Source organism: Oculatella sp. FACHB-28 (assembly GCF_014696015.1).
Lineage (GTDB): Bacteria > Cyanobacteriota > Cyanobacteriia > Elainellales > Elainellaceae > JAAUTN01.
Map to the genome: position 1 here is coordinate 115,684 of NZ_JACJPJ010000041.1, position 17,456 is coordinate 133,139.

Sequence of the window (17,456 nt, forward strand, 5' to 3'; positions counted from 1 at the left end):
GGATATTGTGGCGCGTGTCTGGAGCCCTAAAACTATTTCTTGCTTGGAGCCTTCTTCTTACCAGCAACTGTTCGACGACCACCCCGGTTTGTGCGGGCATTAGTTCGAGTTCGCTGACCACGAACGGGTAATCCCATACGGTGACGACGTCCTCGATAGGTTCCGATGTCCATTAGACGCTTAATGTTCATCTGGTTCCAGCGCCTAAGATCACCTTCTACCTGGTAATCGGCTTCAACGACCTCCCGAAGCGCACCAACGTCCGCATCACTAAGGTCCTTAACCCGCGTATCTGGGTTCACACCTGTTTTAACTAGGATTGCTTTAGAACTCGACAACCCAATTCCAAATATATAAGTCAGACCAATTTCGATACGCTTGTCACGTGGAAGGTCTACTCCGGCAATACGTGCCACTCTGCCATCTCCCCCTAACGTTAAATTCTGGAATACTGCTCTATCTACCAATAAAAGCGATTTTCTCGCTTAAACCCAAACCGTCTACTAGTAACACAGCTAACCTTGACGCTGCTTATGTTTTGGGTTGGAGCAAATTACCATAACCCTGCCACGTCGACGAATGACGCGGCATTTTTCACAAATCTTACGAACGGATGCGCGAACCTTCATCTCTTAGGCTATTCCAATCTTGTACAAAGTTGTCATTATAGCAATTATTCTTGCTCTGGTCAAACTGCGAACCGACTTCTGAGGAGGCTGTTTGTTATTTCTTCTACTCAGAAGATAGCTACCTCTACTTTTTGCGAAGCCGATAAGTGATTCGACCTTTTGTCAAATCGTAAGGAGTTAATTCAACCTTCACTCGGTCGCCCGGAAGAATCTTGATGTAGTTTCGCCTAATTTTGCCCGAGATATGAGCCAAAACATTAAAGCCGTTATCTAGGTCAACCCGAAACATTGCGTTAGGTAACGAGTCTGTTACCGTACCTTCCATTTCAATTAGATCTTGTTTAGACAATGCGCTTTTCCTCAAACTAAAGTACAAAACGATCTCGGAAACTTAGAAATTCACAATTTGACCTGAGTCTACGAATTTTCTATGGTTTCTGCTCATTAACGCTTATTTCAAGATTAACAAATCTCTATACTAAACAGCTTTAAGGAGAATTAGCGAAAACAGCTTCACTTGACCCAATTGCTTTTCGACGGTTGACACACTCAAGACTTAGAGAATTTAATACCTCAGTCTTGAATAATCTGCTGAAGATCTACATTAACGTGCTCAACGGAGCGATTTCCATCTACAGAAATTAGCTGCTGGCGATCGCTGTAAAAATCAATCAGAGGAGCGGTTTGCTCTCGATAAACCTGAAGTCGGTTGCGGATTACCTCTTCGCTATCATCTTTGCGCCCTCGACTTAAAAGACGAGCTACTAGAACATCATCGGGAACTTCTAGATTGACAACACAGTCGCACGTTTGCTCAATCTCTTGCAGAAGCTCATCTAGAAACACAGCCTGATTCACATTTCTAGGAAAGCCGTCAAGAATCCAACCTTTTTCTATATCGGGTTGACCAAGGCGATCGCGCACCAGATCCAAAATCAGCTGATCTGGCACTAGCTCACCTTGGTCCATATAGGACTGAGCCTTTATGCCAAGATCAGTTTGTTGGGCAACTGCACCACGTAAGATGTCCCCAGTAGAAATGTGAGGAATATTACATAGATGGGCAAGGGTATCTGCCTGAGTCCCTTTTCCTGCACCTGGAGGCCCCAGAAAGATCAATCTTGCCACTACTGCTTCACCATCCCTTCATAGCGCTGAGAAATCACATAAGTCTGAATTTGCTTCGCTGTATCGATTGCTACACCGACTAGGATTAACAGTGAAGTCGCTCCTAATCCCTGAAAAGTCCTAATTTGGGTTGCACCTTCGACCGCAGTTGGAATGATTGCAACTAGCCCCAAGAATACAGCGCCTAAAAAAGTTAAACGATTCAAAACGCGTTCAATGTATTCACTCGTTGCTTTACCGGGGCGAATTCCTGGAATACTAGCTCCCATCTTCTTGAGGTTCTGGGACATGTCCACAGGATTAACAATCAAGGAAGCGTAGAAATAACTGAAGAACAGAATGAGCACCAAGTAAACCACTATATAAACCCATGTACCAGGGCTCAGGTAGCTGACAACCTGTCCTAGAAACTGGTTGGGAATGAACTGCGATAAGGATGCTGGCACAACCATGACTGCAGAAGCAAAAATGATTGGCATCACCCCACCTTGGTTCAAGCGAAGTGGCAAATAACTGCTTCTTTCTAAGTAGAGTCTGCGCCCCACCTGCCGTCGAGCAGAAATGATAGGAATTCGACGAGTTCCCTCTTGGACAAAAACGATGCCAACAATCATAACCAGGAAGACCAGCATCAGAATGATGATGCCGCCAACAAGGCTGCGATCGCCACCCTGAGCAAGTTCAACAGTATTACCTAATGAACGAGGCAGGGTTGAGACAATACTTACAAAAATCAGTAGAGAAGCTCCATTGCCAATTCCTCGCTCTGTAATTAGCTCACCAACCCACATCACAAACATGGAACCTGCTGTGAGCGCCAAAGCAGTTTCTACAACAAAAAGGATGCTTGGGTTTTCGGCAAATTGACGAACGAACAAAGCGATGCCAACACTTTGAATTAATCCCCAGCCCAAGGCAACATAACGAGTAATCTGGGAAATTTTGCGCCTTCCTGCTTCGCCTTCGTTCTTCTGCAAGTCTTCTAGAGCTGGAATCGCTGCCGTTAGAAGCTGTAAAATAATGGATGCGTTGATGTAGGGCAAAATTCCTAAAGCAAATATCCCTACCGCAGAAATTCCGCCGCCTGCCAGGATGTCTAAAAAGCTAAGTAGACCTCCCAAGCCACTGTCACTGAGTGCTGCTTGCAAGGCATCGCGGTTAATTCCAGGTACGGGAATTACAATACCTAGACGAACCAGAAGTAACATCCCAACGGTAACAAGCAGCCGACCTCTCAGTCCTGCTGCTTGCGCCATTTGCATGAACGTTTCTTGAGCCGTTGGGGCTTTATCTTTACTAACGACCATTTAAGGAGTTCCTCTACCGATATATGCGATCGCAGCTTTCCTCAGAACAGCTTCTTTGAGTTGTGCCTAATCCAAGCATGACAGCATCGCTGAAATACTCTGCCCTTTGATCAAAGTAGAACTCTCAAGCATAAGGTACAAGCTATTTATTAATCTAGCAGCTTGCAGGTACCGCCTGCCGCCTCAACCTTGGTGCGAGCCGATGCCGTAAAAGCAGCAGCCGTCACTTCAAGCTGAGTAGTTAGGTCACCATTTCCCAAAACTTTCAAAGGTCCATCATCTGAGGTAACAATTCCTGCTTCCATCAAAGACTCAAGCGTCACTTCAGATTTAGCAGGCAGTGACTCTAGGTCGCCAACATTGATGACGGTGTAATGCAGACGATTGATTACTGTAAAGTGCTTAAGTTTGGGAATACGCCGATACAAAGGCATTTGTCCCCCCTCGAAGCCAGGACGAGTACTGCGACCAGAGCGCGATTTTTGACCCCGCATTCCAAACCCACCGCTAGCACCCTGACCAGCAGAGATACCTCTACCGATGCGTCGCCGCCGTCTTCGAGAACCTTTTTGAGGTGAAGCGTCTTCTAATCTCATAAGCTTGTTCTTCTCCAAAAAAGAATTTAGTTAGTCGTTTGCTTATGCTTTGTCGTGAATAGCAATCGGTGTGCACTAACCATTAATTCAGGCATAGAGAGATTCGATAGGAACCCCTCGCTCTTCTGCAACTTCAGAAAAAGTTCTTAAAGATGCCAGCGCATTGGCAGCAGCTCTGGCATTGTTTAAAGGGTTGTCTGACCCTAGCTGCTTTGCCAAGATATTACGCACTCCAGCTAGCTCCAGTACAGTTCGCACCGCTCCACCAGCAATTACCCCAGTTCCCGGGGCTGCAGGACGCATCATCACTTTGGCACCGCCACCCACTCCATTAACGGGATGGGGAATGGAGTTAGCTTTGGTTAGGGGCACATCAACTAAATGCTTCTTTCCATCTGCTACGCCTTTGCGAACTGCACCAATTACGTCACTAGCTTTACCAACACCAACACCGACTTGCCCTCGTTCATTGCCAACTACAACAATGGCTCGAAAGCTCAGCTTTTTACCACCTTTAACAACTTTAGTGACCCGGCGAATCTGAACAACCCGCTCCTGCCAATCTGTTTCTTTCTCTTTCGCTTTATTGTTTTTGCGACGATTTGCCATGTCTTTAATCCTTAAACTTAGCTTGGTCTGCTTAGAGGGCTTGCCTTTGACACATTTTTAAAGGACAACAGTTCAATAAAAATCTACTTAGAAGTCCAAACCACCCTCTCGAGCAGCATCTGCAAGAGCTTTGACTCGTCCGTGATAGAGTTTGCCGCCTCGATCGAAGACAACCTGGCGGATACCTTGCTCAATCGATCGCTGTGCAATTAGCTTGCCTACTTGCACGGATGCAGCACAGTTGCCGCTAGAATTCAATTCTGACTTCAACGATGGCTCCAAAGTAGAGGCAGAAACTAGAGTGTGATGGCGAGTATCGTCTATGATCTGAGCGTAAATATGCTGGTTTGAACGGAAAACAGCCAAACGAGGACGCTCTGCGGTTCCAATGACTTTGCGCCGGATACGACCATGACGACGCTGTGTTGATTCTCTTCGAGTAAGTTTCATTTTTACTTCTTCCCTGCCTTTCCAGCTTTGCGTCTGACCATCTCGCCTGCATAGCGAATTCCCTTACCCTTATAAGGTTCGGGCGGACGAACCGCTCTGATTTGAGCTGCGATGTTACCAACAATCTCTTTATCGATGCCGCTGATCAAAACGTTGGTATTGTTTTCTACTGCTAGTTGAATGCCTTCCGGAGGAGCGATCTGTACAGGATTGCTATAACCGACGTTTAGCGTCAAGTTACGGCCCTGAACTTGAGCACGATAACCAACCCCCTGAATTTCTAGACGACGCTGAAACCCTTGAGAGACTCCTTCAACCATATTGGCAACCAGAGTTCGGCTAAGTCCGTGACGTTGCCGAGCCACACGGGAATCGTTGCGGCGCTTAACCAGCAGAGTTTCTCCTTCCTGGCTCACCTCTACTTCGGCGGGGAGGATACGAGACAATTCACCTTTTGGACCTTTTACTGCCACCTGCTGACCTGCAATGGTGACAGTCACCTTGGCAGGGAGAGGGATAGGACGTTTTCCGATACGAGACATAACTGAAAATTGCTCCTGAACAACAGTGATTAATTGCTAGTAGTTGATGGTCGTCAGCTCTCACCGCCTATCTGACCGCAAAGAACTAACAGCTAACAACTGCTCTGAGTAATGCCTACCAGATGTAGCAGAGCACTTCTCCTCCTAAACCCTGGCGGCGTGCATCTCGATCAGTCATGATTCCGCTGGATGTAGAAATAATTGCAATACCGATCCCACCCAAGACTCTCGGCAGCTCTTTGCGGTTGGAGTAAACTCGTAAACCTGGCTTGCTGACGCGCTTTAAAGTATTGATAATAGGCCGACGATTTTTGCCTCTGTACTTAAGGGAGAGTACTAAATTGCGCTTAACTCCCTCCCCAGATTCTGAGAAATCAGCAATAAAACCTTCTTCTCGTAGAACCCTAGCAATATCGCGAGTCATCCGAGTTGACGGAACCTCTGTTGTCTGGTGCCGTGCCAAAGTCGCATTTCGGATGCGCGTCAGCATGTCTGCAATCGTATCGTTAACCGCCATAGTTTCCTCTTTATGAAACTGCCTCAATTGTCTCGAAAGGGCATACCGATTTCTTTCAGCAAAGCGCGGCCCTCTTCGTCGGTGTTTGCAGTGGTGATGATTGAAATATCCATCCCGCGAATCTGGTCAATTCTGTCGTACTCCACTTCAGGAAAAATGAGCTGTTCTCGCAGACCCAAAGTGTAGTTGCCACGACCATCAAAGCTTTTAGGACTAATCCCACGAAAATCTCGGATCCGGGGTAGGGACAAATTGATCAACCGTTCCAGGAATGCGTACATCCGGTCTGAACGCAAGGTGACCATAATACCTACAGGCATTCCTTTACGAATTTTGAAGCCTGCGATCGCCTTTTTCGCACGAGTAACAACAGGCTTTTGCCCTGTGATCATCGCAATCTCATTCAAGGATGCTTCTAATGCTTTCGCATTTTGAGCAGCTTCCCCTAACCCTCGGTTAACAGTGACCTTAACAAGCTTAGGAACTTGATGAACGTTTTCGTACTGAAACTGTTCCATCAGCTTTGGAACAATTTTTTCTCGATAAGTAACTTTGAGCTTTTCTGCCATATTTTTTATCCTTGATGCTTCCTGGGCTTTGTCAGGATTGCTGCTTGATGAACTACTTAGTCAAGAATTTCGCCGGTCTTCTTTAACATCCGAACCTTGCGTCCATCAGAGTTGTAGGTGTAACAGATACGACTCGCTACTTTCTGTTTGGTCGAATAAAGCATCACGTTTGAGCTGTGAATCGGACCCTCAGTCGTCGTAATCTGACCTGACTCTCCCTCTTGCTGAGGCTTAACGTGCTTGGTCTTGATGTTGACCCCTTTGACGATGACCTTGCTCAGTTTTGGAAAAGTCTGCAAGACTTCACCAACTGTGCCCTTCTCCTTTCCGGAGATTACCTGAACGGTGTCTCCCTTCTTGACGTGCATTTTGTATCCAACTTTGGGTTGCTTAGCTTTTGGCATCACAGCACCTCCGGAGCTAGAGAAACAATCTTAGTGAAGTTTTTGTCGCGCAGCTCGCGGGCTACAGGCCCAAATACACGAGTTCCTCTAGGGTTGCCCTCGGCATTAATGATGACAGCTGCATTATCGTCAAAGCGAATGCTCATGCCGCTGTCGCGACGTAGCCCTTTGCGAGTACGAACCACAACGGCTCGCACTACGTCCGACTTTTTGATCGCCATGTTTGGGATCGCATCTTTGACAACAGCGATGATGACATCGCCTACGCCAGCATAGCGACGGTTGCCACCTAGAACTCGAATGCACATCAGCTTGCGAGCACCGCTGTTATCTGCCACGTTAAGGTAAGACTCTTGTTGAATCATGGTGAATCTCCGCGGTTAAACTTTGGGGGCGGTGCTAATGATGTCAGTTACAACCCAGCGCTTAGTCCGACTAAGGGGGCGGGTTTCCTGAATACGAACGCGATCGCCCTCTTGACATTTATTTTCTTCGTCATGCGCTTTGTACCGCTTGGTGCGAACCATAATTTTGCGGTACTTGGGATGAGGGGCGCGGTTTTCCACAGCCACCACCACCGTTTTGTCCATTTTGTTGCTGACAACTAAGCCAACTCTCTCTTTGACTGCCATTGAAACCTACTCCTCTTCTGCATCCGATTTTGAATCTGAAGATGCAGCCCCAGAACCGGATGTCTGTTTAATAGAAGCTGCTAACTGACGCCCTCTCTCCAACGTCATCAGTTGAGCGAGACGATGGCGCATATGCTTAAACTGATGAGGCTTCTCTAACTGTCGAGTAGCTTTTTGAAACCGCAACTCAAACAGCTGCTTTTTGGTTTCTACGATTTGATCGCTGAGTTCTTGATCACTCAGATCCCTAATTTCCTCAATCTTGGGCAGAGGCATGGCTTATACTTCCTCCGCTTCGCGCGTAATGAACTTCGTTTTGATAGGCAGTTTAAAGGCAGCAAGGCGCATCGCCTCACGCGCAGTCGCCTCCGGAACGCCAGCGATTTCAAACAGAATCCGACCTGGCTTAACCACTGCAACCCAAAACTCTGGGTTTCCCTTACCTGATCCCATTCGGGTTTCAGCTGGGCGCATGGTTACCGGCTTGTCTGGAAAGACACGAATCCAAATTTTTCCACCCCGGCGGATATATCGCGTCATTGCTCGTCGGCTAGCTTCGATCTGACGAGCAGTGATCCAGGAGGGTTCGAGTGCTTGAAGGGCAAAATCACCAAAGTTCAAGTCATTGCCCCGGTTGGACAACCCTCGCATCCGGCCCCGATGCTGCTTCCGAAATTTAGTTCTTCTAGGACTTAACATGACTCGCCTTACCCCTCATTTGAACGATCTTCAAACTGTTGACGGCGACGCTGCTGCTGCTGCTGGCGGCGACGGGGCTGAACATTTCCGGGAGTAGCAGGTTCTTCTTCTCCTGGAATAATTTCTCCTTTGAATACCCAAACCTTGATGCCCAATACACCATAAATGGTTTGAGCTGTTCGGTAGGAGTAGTCAATGTCTGCCCGGAGTGTATGTAGCGGCACCTTACCCTCGCGGGTGTATTCTGTCCGCGCAATTTCTGCGCCGTTCAAGCGACCACTGACCTGAACTTTTATCCCTTGAACTCCGGCCCGCTGTGCCCGTTGAATGGCTTGTCTAACCACTCGGCGGAAAGAGACTCGGCGCTCTAGCTGCTGAGCAATATATTCAGCAATAAGTCCTGCGTCTGCGTCGACACGGGCTACTTCTACAACATTGATGCGAATTTGGCGATCGCTACTTCCCAATTCTTTCTGAAGTCCGGCACGCAAGTTTTCAATGCCTGCACCACCTCGACCCACTACAACGCCTGGTCTAGCTGTTCTAACCTCTAAATCGATTTGGTCAGCTTTCCGCTCAACACGTACTTCGGAAATCCCAGCGTTGCTGAGATTTTTATCTGTAGCGATGTAGTTACGGATTTTGTAGTCTTCCTGTAACAGGTCTGGATATCGCCCAGAGTCGGCAAACCATCGAGAACGATGTTCTTGAGTGATGCCGAGGCGGAAGCCAACTGGATGTATCTTTTGTCCCACGACTCGTCCTCTGAAATGTAAGCAGTAAAAGGGTTAGTTAGATAAGAGCAATATTTACAGAACAGATATAAATACCTGGCTATTCCTCTTCTGCTCCGGGAGCAACCGCAATAGTGATGTGGCAAGTCGGCTTCCGAATCTGATAGGCCCGCCCTTGTGCCCGAGGGCGAAAGCGCTTGAGCACAGGGCCTTGATCTGCGTAGGCTTGGCTAACAATCAGGTCAGCAGGGGTGTGTCCCACATTATGTTCTGCGTTCGCCACAGCCGAGCGAAGAACCTTGAGAACAGGCTCACAGGCTCTATAGGGCATAAACTCCAGGATAATCAGAGCTTCCCGGTAGGAACGTCCACGAATTTGGTCTAAGACCCGACGCACCTTGTGAGGTGACATCCGAATATATCGAGCAACAGCTTTAACTTCTTCAGCAGCGGTGATAGCCATGATTTTCTCCTACAGTCCTTAACTCCAGCGGTGGCTGACTGCCATTTGCTGGCAGCTAACGACTTTTAGCGACGGGCCTTCTTGTCACTTTTGGCGTGACCTCGGAAGGTGCGAGTTGGGGCAAATTCTCCCAATTTGTGTCCTACCATTTGCTCCGTTACGTAGACCGGAACATGTTGACGCCCATTGTGAACGGCGATCGTGTGCCCAATCATCTGGGGCAAAACAGTTGATGCGCGTGACCAGGTTTTGATCACTTGCTTGTCGCCCTTTGCGTTGAGGGCTTCAATTTTTGAGAGCAGATGGTCTGCTACGAACGGGCCTTTTTTCAGAGAGCGAGACATAGCTGGGTCAACCTAATGAAGTAACTATCGCTTAACAGAATTTGAGCGCTCAGGTTTAGGGTTGGCAGATTACCAGCCAGCTTATGCATCCCGACCGCCACGACCCCTCTTAGAAGAACGACGGCGACGACGCACAATCAAAGCATCACTAATTTTCTTCTTCTTGCGAGTCTTATAACCCAAAGCTGGCTTACCCCAAGGAGTAACCGGTCCACTACGACCAATCGGAGCACGACCTTCACCACCACCATGAGGGTGATCCACAGGGTTCATCACGCTACCGCGGACCTCTGGACGGCGACCTTTCCAGCGCTTACGACCCGCCTTACCAAGGCTGACGTTGCGAGAATCGGTATTACCCACCTGTCCAATGGTTGCGTAACATTCGCGTCGAACCAGGCGAACTTCAGTAGAAGGCAGTCTGAGGGTTACAAAATTACCTTCTTTAGCGACAACTTGAGCTGAAGTACCCGCTGCTCGGACAATCTGCCCACCTTTACCAGGAACTAGTTCCACATTATGAACAGCAGTTCCTAGAGGAATGTTGCCCAGAGGAAGCGCATTACCCACTTCAAAAGGGGCATCTGGTCCAGAAATGATAGTGGCGCCAACAGCCAATCCAAGGGGATGGATAATATATCGCTTCTCACCATCCTGGTAATAGACCAAAGCAATTCGAGCGTTGCGATTGGGATCGTATTCAATCGCTGCTACTTTCGCTGGGATATTGTGCTTGTTGCGGTAGAAATCAATGATTCGGTAAAGGCGCTTGTGCCCACCGCCTCGATGACGGGTCGTGATTACACCACGATTGTTCCGACCTTTGGGACGGTGTACCGAACGGGTTAGAGATTTTTCTGGCTCAGTTTTGGTAATTTCGGAAAATTCCGAAACTGTGCGTTCGCGGGTGCCAGGTGTATATGGTCGATAGTAACGAATACCCATAACTCAAATTTGGTTGCACTGCTAGACGGCATTCAGTTGGCGGAGGTTAGTATAGGCACTAAACTTCGGGGAACAACGTGATCGAATCTCCGGGGGCGAGGGTCACGACTGCCCGCTTGTAGCTGGAACGGAATCCTACAAATCGACCCATGCGCCGCTTCTTGCGAGGCGGATTTTGAGTATTGATTTGTACGACTTCGACCTCGAAAAGTTGTTCGATCGCAGACTTGATTTCTGTCTTAGTTGCGCGGGGATCAACCTCGAATGTGTACTGGTTGTTCTCCAATAGCAAGGTTGCTTTCTCAGTCACAATCGGGCGACGCACCAGGTCCGCTAGCGCACGGGAGTCAAACTTAGTCACCGTAAACCTCCTGAATTTTTGCAAGAGCAGACGCAGTTGCCAAAATTTTGTCTGCGTCTAGCAGGTCATAGACATTAAGACTGCTAGCAGAAATCAGCTTAAGGTTGACAATATTTCGAGCTGAAAGGTAAACCGTCTCATCTCTCTCTGAGAGAATCAGCAGAATTTTAGCGGTAGGATCAATTCCCCAACGGGCGATCGCCTGCGTCAACTCTTTCGTCTTAGGACGAGGCAACTGATCAGCAAAGTCTTGAACGATAACCAGGTCTCCAACACGGCTCTGGAAAGCTGTCCGCAAAGCTAGTCTGCGCTCTTTGCGGTTCATTTTGGTGCTGTAGTCTCTGGGCTTGGGTCCAAAGATTACGCCACCCCCCCGCCATAGCGGAGAGCGGTTAGAACCTGCACGAGCACGTCCTGTACCTTTTTGTCGCCAAGGCTTGCGACCTCCACCGCTCACTTCTGCGCGAGTCTTTGTTGAGGCAGTGCCTTGTCGAGCATTGGCCAATTGCCGTACAACAGCTCGATGCACAATGTGAGAAGCACTTGCTTCACTCGCAACTTTCAACTCTAAGGAGGCTTGTCCAACCTCTTCGCCTTGCCAATCTCGAACTATACAATCAACCATATTTTTCCCTCCGACTGATGAGCCTTGGAATTAATCAGCTTTGAGCGACAGGTTTTCAAATTGAGAAACGCCAGAACTCACAGCTAAAAACTCGGATTTATGAATTTCCTACTTGCTTGGCAGGAACAATATTTAACAAGGCTCCGGGCTTGCCTGGAACAGCGCCTTTGATGAGCAATAGATTGCGCTCGGCATCGACGCGCACCACAGTAAGCTTACGAACTGTGACTCGGCTACCACCTAAACGACCCGCCATCCTCTTACCCGGATAGACGCGCCCAGGCGTAGTACCTGCGCCGGTTGAACCTGGTAGGCGATGGTTCTTAGAACCGTGCGCCATGGGTCCACGCTTGAAGTTGTGCCGCTTCTGATAACCAGCGAAACCACGACCAATGCTAGTGCCAATCACGTCCACGATTTGCCCTGACGCAAATGTATCAGCAGTAATTTGCTGTCCCAGTTGGAACTCGGCGACGTTGTCCAACCGATACTCATGGAGGTGACGCAGAGGAGGGGCTTCAGACTTGGTTAAATGACCCAATTCTGGTCTGTTAAGCGCTTTAGCTGCTACTTCTCCATAACCAACCTGAATGGCTGCATAGCCATCTGTCTGAGCAGTTTTAATCTGGGTGATGGTGCATGGGCCAGCCTGCACAACAGTCACAGGGATCGCTTTCCCTACTTCATCAAATACTTGGGTCATGCCAAGCTTAGTGCCGAGGATACCAACAGACACAGTAACGAGTCTCCCTTGTTTTGAACACTGCAAAAATCTTGGAACTGCGATCGCCTCGCTAGCCCATCAAACTTCAACAGATTTTTCGCAAAAACCACCCTAGAGCTCTGCTGTTGCAATTCCAGCAATCACTCCAAGTTCTACGAAAGTAGTGGCTTAGGCAGTCTAGAGATCGCAGAGAGCAATTGCTTTCAGCGAACTGCTCAACACTGCACTTTCTCACTTCGCCAGGACTTAAACAGACATCTGTTCAGTATCCTACGGGTTTCGCCTGCAACTCTTGATCTGAACCGCGCTGTCTCTACTATTACGAGCAGGCTTTTCGGAAGCAGGAGAATCTGAAAAGTTTCTCCCAATCAAGAGGCTTAGCAGTCAAGGGACGATTAGTAGTGAACTCTAGCTCATTACCTTTGTCCCGTGAAATCCATAAACCCTGATTTCGGCGACAATTAAATATCATAGACAATTAAAACGAACTTGTCTAGCAAATTCTTACTCTAATTTTTAATTGCCTGTGAATTCCTGAATGACCCTATTGTGGCGTAATTTATGGCTGTGATGCCACTAGGAATTAGGAATTGCTATCGGTGGATAAGGTGAATTGAATCAATCCTGCGCCAAGGGGGCGATCGCTGCTTACATATCCACATTTATAATGAGATCGCTAACGGAGATACTTAGACCCTCTTGAAACTTCTGGGCAGTGAGGACGCAAAGCTTATGGCGTTGATTACAACAGGCAAGCAGTTTATCCGTGATTTAGAAAAAGCGGGTGCTTTGGGGCTGTACATTCCCCTGGAGGGAGGGTATGAAGGGCGATATCAGCGTCGTCTCAGAGCAGCAGGATATGGATTGCTAACCATCAATGCGCGTGGGCTAGGCGATCTCTCTGCATATTTGTTAGATGTTCATGGAGTTCGTCCACCCCATTTAGGCAAGAAAGATACAGGACGCGGAGCAGCGGTTGGTGCGAGATACTATGTTCCTCCGGTTGCAGGGTATCAGTTGGAACAGCTACCACCAGGTTCTAAAGGTTTGGCATTGTGGTTTTTGGACGGAGGGATTCTTTCGCAGCAAGAGTTAGAATTTTTGGCTGCGCTGCCCAGCTATGAGCCCCGGATCAAGGTAGCGATTGAATTGGGAGGCGATCGCAGCTTTACCTGGAAGCCATTAAAGGAAACTCTGGTTGCAGCTTAGGGTAAATAGGACGTTGTATTAAGCTGACTCCAGAAAATCTCAGAATGCCAACTAGGATCGAGATATCTCAATTCAGGCATCTACTCATGAGTAACAAAAAGTACGTTCCTCCTCGTTCGGGCTTTCCCAATCGTCTTGATGCGGGGGGCACTAGGCAAAAGGCAGAAGGCGCTCAAAATCTCCCTGATCCAACCAATCCTGATAATCCCAATCCACCTACAGTAGGTTAAAGGCTTTTTATTGAGAGGGCTCATACCTTACGGTTCGAGATTATAGGTTCAGGAGAAGGGTGAGAAATAGTCAGGAAACATATTCAATCCTGCGGAGATGCAGCACTGCTGCGTCTCCGCACTTGGTTTAAACCGAGCAGATCGCCCTTTATGGAAAAGTATTTCAGCAATTTGTAATACGTGCAGCTTGTAATACGTCTCAGTATTCAATCTTTGTAGTAGACTGACCGCAGATTGATCCCTCGTCATTTTTCGAGTAACCCATTAGCATGTAAGGGTGACTGATTTGTACCGTCCCTTACGATCTTTAAGGGAGGGCAACTGGTTCAAACTCATTTGTGGAGCCAGCTTTCAACACCTCCCTGCTGTACGCAATCTCACCCTGGCCTATACGCTTGCTGGTGCTGATTGTGTTGATGTTGCCGCGGATCCGGCTGTCATCACTGCTGCACGAGAGGCAATGTGGGCAGCGAGTCGTTTAGCCACTGCTGGTTCTGAGGCGTTTAAGTTTAACGGCTTGCCCTGGCTGATGGTGAGTTTGAATGATGGCGAAGATCCGCATTTTCGCAAGGCTGAGTTTGATGCTGCAAAATGTCCAGCGGACTGCACTCGACCCTGTGAATCGATCTGTCCTGCTGAGGCGATCGCCTTCAACCATAGCCACAATAATTTTTCAGGCGTAATTGACGATCTTTGCTACGGCTGCGGTCGCTGCTTAACCGTGTGTCCGATTCAGCAGATTTCGACTCGCTCCTATGTGTTCACACCAGCCGCGATCGCGCCTCTAGTGCTAGCCGGAGTGGATGCAGTTGAGATCCATACGCAGGTAGGGCGTTTGGCAGACTTTAAGCGGCTTTGGCAGGCGATCGCTCCTTCGCTTGACCAGCTCAAACTAATTGCAATTAGCTGTCCCGACGGAGAGGGGCTGATTGACTACCTCTGGGCACTGTATGAGCTGATCTCACCCTTGCCCTGCCCACTGGTTTGGCAAACAGACGGTAGACCGATGAGCGGTGATATTGGTGATGGTGCCACTCGTGCCACCATCAGGCTAGGACAAAAGGTTCTAGCAGCCAAGTTACCGGGATATGTGCAATTAGCGGGAGGAACAAATAGTTATACGGTCTCTAAGCTAGTAAAACAAGGCTTATTAGGGGAACGTGCAGCGTTGGCAAACCAGCGCAATGTAGTGATCAATCAGGACATTAATTACTCAGACACCTGTGTAGAGAACGCTTCCGTCTTGACAGCAGGTGTCTCACAGCCCGTTGATACTACAGCGCAACCGCCCTACAGGGTTGCTGGAATTGCCTATGGTAGCTATGCCCGCACCCTTTTAGCTCCTGTTTTGGATCAGCTAGCGCAACACAGCACGGAAGATTCATCAGTTACTATAAATTTTTCTAGGAATTTTCCCAATGGATTTCATAGAGCTGACACTATGACTTCATGGATTCCTAGAGCAAATTCCACTCATCTAGAGGTTCATCCGGATTTGCTACACAAAGCCGTTGGACTTGCTGATTCTCTTGTTTCTCAAATCAAATCACCTATGAGGCTAAGGCAAACCATTCCTAAGCAAACCGGATAAGCTGACCTGATGCAGTGCCCTATTACGGCTCGGCATTTCGTCAAATTTCTTTCCTTGAACTTCCTGCTGGTCATTTAACACCTTTAAAGCCATTTACTCATGACGCTCAACGGTAACAACTCCTCTGAACAGCCGATTGATTCTGAGATTGCCGCAGATCAGAGTGTTCCTACAGCGATGCAGATTACAGACGACCTTGACCGACTGCTAGAAATTTTACCTGGCGAGATTCGCCTGCATTTAGAGCAGCATCCCCAGCGAGAAAAGCTGATCGAAGTTGTCTTAGATTTAGGTCGCCGTCCAGAAGCTCGATTTTTGGGTCAGGCAGAATATCTTTCTGATGTTCCAGTCTCAGCTGTAGACCTAAGCTATTGTGTGGACCGTGTCGGGATGTTTAGCGGCGACAACCGAGCCGGAATTGAACGGACGCTTCACCGGATCAGTGCGATGCGAAATCGGGCAGGTGAAGTCATTGGACTAACCTGCCGGGTGGGACGAGCGGTCTATGGCACAATCGGGATGATTCGTGACCTGGTAGAAACGGGGCGATCGATTCTCATGTTGGGTCGTCCTGGCGTTGGAAAAACGACGGCTCTGCGCGAAATTGCGCGAGTTCTGGCTGATGAACTGAACAAGCGAGTCGTAATCATCGACACCTCAAACGAAATTGCTGGAGACGGTGATATTCCCCACCCAGCAATTGGTCGAGCGAGACGAATGCAGGTAGCTCGACCGGAGCTTCAGCATCAGGTGATGATTGAGGCAGTCGAAAACCACATGCCAGAAGTCATTGTAATTGACGAGATTGGCACTGAATTAGAAGCTTTGGCAGCTCGTACTATTGCTGAGCGAGGCGTTCAGTTAGTTGGCACGGCTCACGGTAATCAGATTGAGAACCTGATCAAGAACCCAACCCTGTCCGACTTAGTAGGAGGAATTCAGTCGGTAACGCTGGGTGATGATGAGGCAAGGCGTAGAGGCAGCCAGAAGAGCGTTTTGGAACGTAAAGCTCCTCCAACTTTCGATATTGCTGTTGAGATGCTGGAGCGACAAAAGTGGGTTGTTCATGAAGAAGTTTCTGAGACGGTAGATAGTCTGCTGCGAGGACGGCAACCCAATCCGCAAGTCAGGACGGTGAGCGAAACGGGCAAAGTCGTGATTACGCACGAACTATCTAGCGATTCGGTAGGCTCAATGTCGAGGCGATCGCGCAGCGCCATGGGCGAACCCCGCAGCGGTAGCTTTGGTCAGGCGCGTGGGCTTTCTCTAACTGAGTCACGCGGCGGTAGCAGAGAATCTTCTCAGCGAACGGGATGGCGAAGCTCTGGGCAAATGACACCTTTGCCATCCTATAGTCGCAATGAATTAAAGAGTCGTTCATCAGCGGAGCCTTTGCAGCAGGCATACCTGGAGCAGCAGGACTTTGACCAACTGCTGAATGAATCTCTGGATCGCTCATTTAGAGACCCAAGAGATGCTAACGCCTTTGAGGATTTGCCTCCTGCAGGTCCAAACGGCGAAGATTTGCCCCTGCACATCTACCCCTATGCAGTGAGCCGTCAACTCCTTGATCAGGCGATTCAAACGCTAAACTTGCCGGTTGTGTTGACGAAGGATTTAGATAGTGCAGATGCAGTATTGGCAATGCGATCGCACGTCAAAAATCACTCCAAGCTGCGTCATGCGGCAAAAGCTCACCAGATAGCGGTTCATACGGTCAAGTCCAATAGTATGCCGCAGATTGTTCGGGCACTCCAGCGAATGCTAAATCTGGATGATCCGGGTAGTAACGAACCGGTGAACCTCAATCTGTTTTATCGCAGTGGTGATGAAGATGAAATTGAGGCACTGGAAGAAGCTCGGCTTGCTGTGGAGCAGATTGTCATTCCCAGAGGGCAACCCGTAGAACTGTTGCCTCGCTCTGCCAAAGTCCGCAAGATGCAGCATGAGCTAGTCGAACACTATCGTCTCAAATCTTCCAGCTTTGGTGAAGAGCCAAACCGTCGTCTGCGGATTTATCCGGCATAGGTTCAGTTGACTGGTCAGGTAAAACTTGGGGTGAGGCAGGCTAAGTTTGTCTCACCCCAAGTTTTTATCTACTTTCATTAGACCTTCTGCATGAATCACTTTTTGAAGCGTGAATGGTAG

27 protein-coding genes are annotated in these 17,456 nt (G+C 48.6%); 4 read left to right on the top strand and 23 right to left on the bottom strand.

Translation table 11 applies throughout. The annotated features are described in order from the left end of the window. Window positions 1-32: 32 nt before the first annotated feature. From rpsM to rplC, 23 genes are all read right to left on the bottom strand, one after another. On the bottom strand, window positions 33-416 hold the full coding sequence (gene rpsM / locus H6F88_RS05375; RefSeq protein ID WP_190641867.1) for a 30S ribosomal protein S13: 384 nt from the start codon (window positions 414-416) through the stop codon (window positions 33-35). 99 nt (window positions 417-515) lie between these two features. Beyond that, entirely contained in the window at window positions 516-629 is a 114-nt protein-coding gene (gene rpmJ / locus H6F88_RS05380; protein ID WP_071782548.1) for a 50S ribosomal protein L36, read from the bottom strand. A gap of 124 nt (window positions 630-753) precedes the next feature. Continuing rightward, on the bottom strand, window positions 754-978 hold the full coding sequence (gene infA / locus H6F88_RS05385; RefSeq protein ID WP_036002386.1) for a translation initiation factor IF-1: 225 nt from the start codon (window positions 976-978) through the stop codon (window positions 754-756). A gap of 224 nt (window positions 979-1,202) precedes the next feature. Further along, window positions 1,203-1,757 (bottom strand): adenylate kinase, encoded by a 555-nt coding sequence (locus H6F88_RS05390; RefSeq protein WP_190641712.1) that lies wholly within the window; start codon window positions 1,755-1,757, stop codon window positions 1,203-1,205. Next, window positions 1,757-3,064 carry a preprotein translocase subunit SecY gene (gene secY / locus H6F88_RS05395; RefSeq protein ID WP_190641713.1) on the bottom strand — a complete coding sequence of 436 codons (1,308 nt, stop codon included), beginning with the start codon at window positions 3,062-3,064 and terminating at the stop codon, window positions 1,757-1,759. Before secY ends, H6F88_RS05390 begins: the two co-directional genes overlap by 1 nt. 149 nt (window positions 3,065-3,213) lie before the next feature. Continuing rightward, window positions 3,214-3,660 carry a 50S ribosomal protein L15 gene (gene rplO / locus H6F88_RS05400; protein ID WP_190641714.1) on the bottom strand — a complete coding sequence of 149 codons (447 nt, stop codon included), beginning with the start codon at window positions 3,658-3,660 and terminating at the stop codon, window positions 3,214-3,216. A gap of 87 nt (window positions 3,661-3,747) precedes the next feature. Then, on the bottom strand, window positions 3,748-4,269 hold the full coding sequence (gene rpsE, locus H6F88_RS05405; RefSeq protein WP_190641715.1) for a 30S ribosomal protein S5: 522 nt from the start codon (window positions 4,267-4,269) through the stop codon (window positions 3,748-3,750). An 87-nt stretch (window positions 4,270-4,356) separates the two neighbouring features. Next, entirely contained in the window at window positions 4,357-4,719 is a 363-nt protein-coding gene (gene rplR, locus H6F88_RS05410) for a 50S ribosomal protein L18 (protein WP_190641716.1), read from the bottom strand. A gap of 2 nt (window positions 4,720-4,721) precedes the next feature. Then, entirely contained in the window at window positions 4,722-5,261 is a 540-nt protein-coding gene (rplF, locus tag H6F88_RS05415; RefSeq protein WP_190641717.1) for a 50S ribosomal protein L6, read from the bottom strand. Window positions 5,262-5,376: 115 nt separating this feature from the next. Further along, complete coding sequence (rpsH, locus tag H6F88_RS05420) at window positions 5,377-5,778, bottom strand: 30S ribosomal protein S8 (protein WP_190641718.1); 402 nt, start codon at window positions 5,776-5,778, stop codon at window positions 5,377-5,379. 23 nt (window positions 5,779-5,801) lie between these two features. Next, on the bottom strand, window positions 5,802-6,347 hold the full coding sequence (gene rplE / locus H6F88_RS05425) for a 50S ribosomal protein L5 (RefSeq protein WP_190641719.1): 546 nt from the start codon (window positions 6,345-6,347) through the stop codon (window positions 5,802-5,804). Between the two features lie 56 nt (window positions 6,348-6,403). After that, window positions 6,404-6,751 carry a 50S ribosomal protein L24 gene (rplX, locus tag H6F88_RS05430; RefSeq protein WP_242042198.1) on the bottom strand — a complete coding sequence of 116 codons (348 nt, stop codon included), beginning with the start codon at window positions 6,749-6,751 and terminating at the stop codon, window positions 6,404-6,406. Beyond that, on the bottom strand, window positions 6,751-7,116 hold the full coding sequence (gene rplN / locus H6F88_RS05435; protein WP_190641720.1) for a 50S ribosomal protein L14: 366 nt from the start codon (window positions 7,114-7,116) through the stop codon (window positions 6,751-6,753). Before rplN ends, rplX begins: the two co-directional genes overlap by 1 nt. Window positions 7,117-7,131: 15 nt before the next feature. Beyond that, window positions 7,132-7,383 (bottom strand): 30S ribosomal protein S17, encoded by a 252-nt coding sequence (gene rpsQ, locus H6F88_RS05440; RefSeq protein WP_190641721.1) that lies wholly within the window; start codon window positions 7,381-7,383, stop codon window positions 7,132-7,134. A gap of 6 nt (window positions 7,384-7,389) precedes the next feature. Further along, the gene (gene rpmC / locus H6F88_RS05445; protein WP_190641722.1) at window positions 7,390-7,659 is read right to left on the bottom strand and encodes a 50S ribosomal protein L29; all 270 of its coding nucleotides are present in this window, start codon (window positions 7,657-7,659) and stop codon (window positions 7,390-7,392) included. A gap of 3 nt (window positions 7,660-7,662) precedes the next feature. Next, window positions 7,663-8,082: a 50S ribosomal protein L16 gene (gene rplP, locus H6F88_RS05450; RefSeq protein ID WP_190641723.1), complete on the bottom strand. Its 420-nt coding sequence runs from the start codon at window positions 8,080-8,082 to the stop codon at window positions 7,663-7,665. 8 nt (window positions 8,083-8,090) lie between these two features. Beyond that, entirely contained in the window at window positions 8,091-8,837 is a 747-nt protein-coding gene (rpsC, locus tag H6F88_RS05455; RefSeq protein ID WP_190641724.1) for a 30S ribosomal protein S3, read from the bottom strand. Between the two features lie 79 nt (window positions 8,838-8,916). After that, window positions 8,917-9,279 carry a 50S ribosomal protein L22 gene (rplV, locus tag H6F88_RS05460; protein WP_190641725.1) on the bottom strand — a complete coding sequence of 121 codons (363 nt, stop codon included), beginning with the start codon at window positions 9,277-9,279 and terminating at the stop codon, window positions 8,917-8,919. Window positions 9,280-9,344: 65 nt separating this feature from the next. After that, window positions 9,345-9,623: a 30S ribosomal protein S19 gene (gene rpsS / locus H6F88_RS05465; RefSeq protein ID WP_190641726.1), complete on the bottom strand. Its 279-nt coding sequence runs from the start codon at window positions 9,621-9,623 to the stop codon at window positions 9,345-9,347. Between the two features lie 81 nt (window positions 9,624-9,704). After that, entirely contained in the window at window positions 9,705-10,568 is an 864-nt protein-coding gene (gene rplB, locus H6F88_RS05470) for a 50S ribosomal protein L2 (RefSeq protein ID WP_190641727.1), read from the bottom strand. Window positions 10,569-10,626: 58 nt separating this feature from the next. Then, the gene (locus tag H6F88_RS05475; protein WP_190641728.1) at window positions 10,627-10,929 is read right to left on the bottom strand and encodes a 50S ribosomal protein L23; all 303 of its coding nucleotides are present in this window, start codon (window positions 10,927-10,929) and stop codon (window positions 10,627-10,629) included. Next, entirely contained in the window at window positions 10,922-11,554 is a 633-nt protein-coding gene (gene rplD / locus H6F88_RS05480; protein ID WP_190641729.1) for a 50S ribosomal protein L4, read from the bottom strand. The genes H6F88_RS05475 and rplD overlap by 8 nt, the downstream gene beginning before the upstream one ends. Window positions 11,555-11,651: 97 nt before the next feature. Further along, a complete protein-coding gene (rplC, locus tag H6F88_RS05485; protein ID WP_190641730.1) occupies window positions 11,652-12,290 on the bottom strand; it encodes a 50S ribosomal protein L3 in 639 nt (212 codons plus the stop codon). 720 nt (window positions 12,291-13,010) lie between these two features. On the opposite strand from rplC, the gene H6F88_RS05490 reads away from it, so the two are divergent. From H6F88_RS05490 to H6F88_RS05505, 4 genes are all read left to right on the top strand, one after another. Beyond that, window positions 13,011-13,487 (top strand): NAD(P)H-quinone oxidoreductase subunit N, encoded by a 477-nt coding sequence (locus tag H6F88_RS05490; protein WP_190641731.1) that lies wholly within the window; start codon window positions 13,011-13,013, stop codon window positions 13,485-13,487. 86 nt (window positions 13,488-13,573) lie between these two features. After that, window positions 13,574-13,717 carry a hypothetical protein gene (locus H6F88_RS05495; protein ID WP_190641732.1) on the top strand — a complete coding sequence of 48 codons (144 nt, stop codon included), beginning with the start codon at window positions 13,574-13,576 and terminating at the stop codon, window positions 13,715-13,717. 277 nt (window positions 13,718-13,994) lie between these two features. Continuing rightward, window positions 13,995-15,308: an LdpA C-terminal domain-containing domain gene (locus H6F88_RS05500; RefSeq protein WP_190641733.1), complete on the top strand. Its 1,314-nt coding sequence runs from the start codon at window positions 13,995-13,997 to the stop codon at window positions 15,306-15,308. 177 nt (window positions 15,309-15,485) lie between these two features. Beyond that, window positions 15,486-17,336 carry a R3H domain-containing nucleic acid-binding protein gene (locus H6F88_RS05505; RefSeq protein ID WP_190641869.1) on the top strand — a complete coding sequence of 617 codons (1,851 nt, stop codon included), beginning with the start codon at window positions 15,486-15,488 and terminating at the stop codon, window positions 17,334-17,336. The last annotated feature ends 120 nt before the right edge of the window (window positions 17,337-17,456 follow it).

What these genes read in the sequence shown, in the direction of transcription:
- rpmJ (WP_071782548.1), bottom strand. Translation starts at nt 629, where the DNA reads ATGAAGGTTCGCGCATCCGTTCGTAAGATTTGTGAAAAATGCCGCGTC.
- secY (WP_190641713.1), bottom strand. Translation starts at nt 3,064, where the DNA reads ATGGTCGTTAGTAAAGATAAAGCCCCAACGGCTCAAGAAACGTTCATG.
- rplO (WP_190641714.1), bottom strand. Translation starts at nt 3,660, where the DNA reads ATGAGATTAGAAGACGCTTCACCTCAAAAAGGTTCTCGAAGACGGCGG.
- rpsE (WP_190641715.1), bottom strand. Translation starts at nt 4,269, where the DNA reads ATGGCAAATCGTCGCAAAAACAATAAAGCGAAAGAGAAAGAAACAGAT.
- rplR (WP_190641716.1), bottom strand. Translation starts at nt 4,719, where the DNA reads ATGAAACTTACTCGAAGAGAATCAACACAGCGTCGTCATGGTCGTATC.
- rplF (WP_190641717.1), bottom strand. Translation starts at nt 5,261, where the DNA reads ATGTCTCGTATCGGAAAACGTCCTATCCCTCTCCCTGCCAAGGTGACT.
- rpsH (WP_190641718.1), bottom strand. Translation starts at nt 5,778, where the DNA reads ATGGCGGTTAACGATACGATTGCAGACATGCTGACGCGCATCCGAAAT.
- rplE (WP_190641719.1), bottom strand. Translation starts at nt 6,347, where the DNA reads ATGGCAGAAAAGCTCAAAGTTACTTATCGAGAAAAAATTGTTCCAAAG.
- rplX (WP_242042198.1), bottom strand. Translation starts at nt 6,751, where the DNA reads ATGCCAAAAGCTAAGCAACCCAAAGTTGGATACAAAATGCACGTCAAG.
- rplN (WP_190641720.1), bottom strand. Translation starts at nt 7,116, where the DNA reads ATGATTCAACAAGAGTCTTACCTTAACGTGGCAGATAACAGCGGTGCT.
- rpsQ (WP_190641721.1), bottom strand. Translation starts at nt 7,383, where the DNA reads ATGGCAGTCAAAGAGAGAGTTGGCTTAGTTGTCAGCAACAAAATGGAC.
- rpmC (WP_190641722.1), bottom strand. Translation starts at nt 7,659, where the DNA reads ATGCCTCTGCCCAAGATTGAGGAAATTAGGGATCTGAGTGATCAAGAA.
- rplP (WP_190641723.1), bottom strand. Translation starts at nt 8,082, where the DNA reads ATGTTAAGTCCTAGAAGAACTAAATTTCGGAAGCAGCATCGGGGCCGG.
- rplV (WP_190641725.1), bottom strand. Translation starts at nt 9,279, where the DNA reads ATGGCTATCACCGCTGCTGAAGAAGTTAAAGCTGTTGCTCGATATATT.
- rpsS (WP_190641726.1), bottom strand. Translation starts at nt 9,623, where the DNA reads ATGTCTCGCTCTCTGAAAAAAGGCCCGTTCGTAGCAGACCATCTGCTC.
- rplB (WP_190641727.1), bottom strand. Translation starts at nt 10,568, where the DNA reads ATGGGTATTCGTTACTATCGACCATATACACCTGGCACCCGCGAACGC.
- rplD (WP_190641729.1), bottom strand. Translation starts at nt 11,554, where the DNA reads ATGGTTGATTGTATAGTTCGAGATTGGCAAGGCGAAGAGGTTGGACAA.
- H6F88_RS05490 (WP_190641731.1), top strand. Translation starts at nt 13,011, where the DNA reads ATGGCGTTGATTACAACAGGCAAGCAGTTTATCCGTGATTTAGAAAAA.
- H6F88_RS05495 (WP_190641732.1), top strand. Translation starts at nt 13,574, where the DNA reads ATGAGTAACAAAAAGTACGTTCCTCCTCGTTCGGGCTTTCCCAATCGT.
- H6F88_RS05505 (WP_190641869.1), top strand. Translation starts at nt 15,486, where the DNA reads ATGCAGATTACAGACGACCTTGACCGACTGCTAGAAATTTTACCTGGC.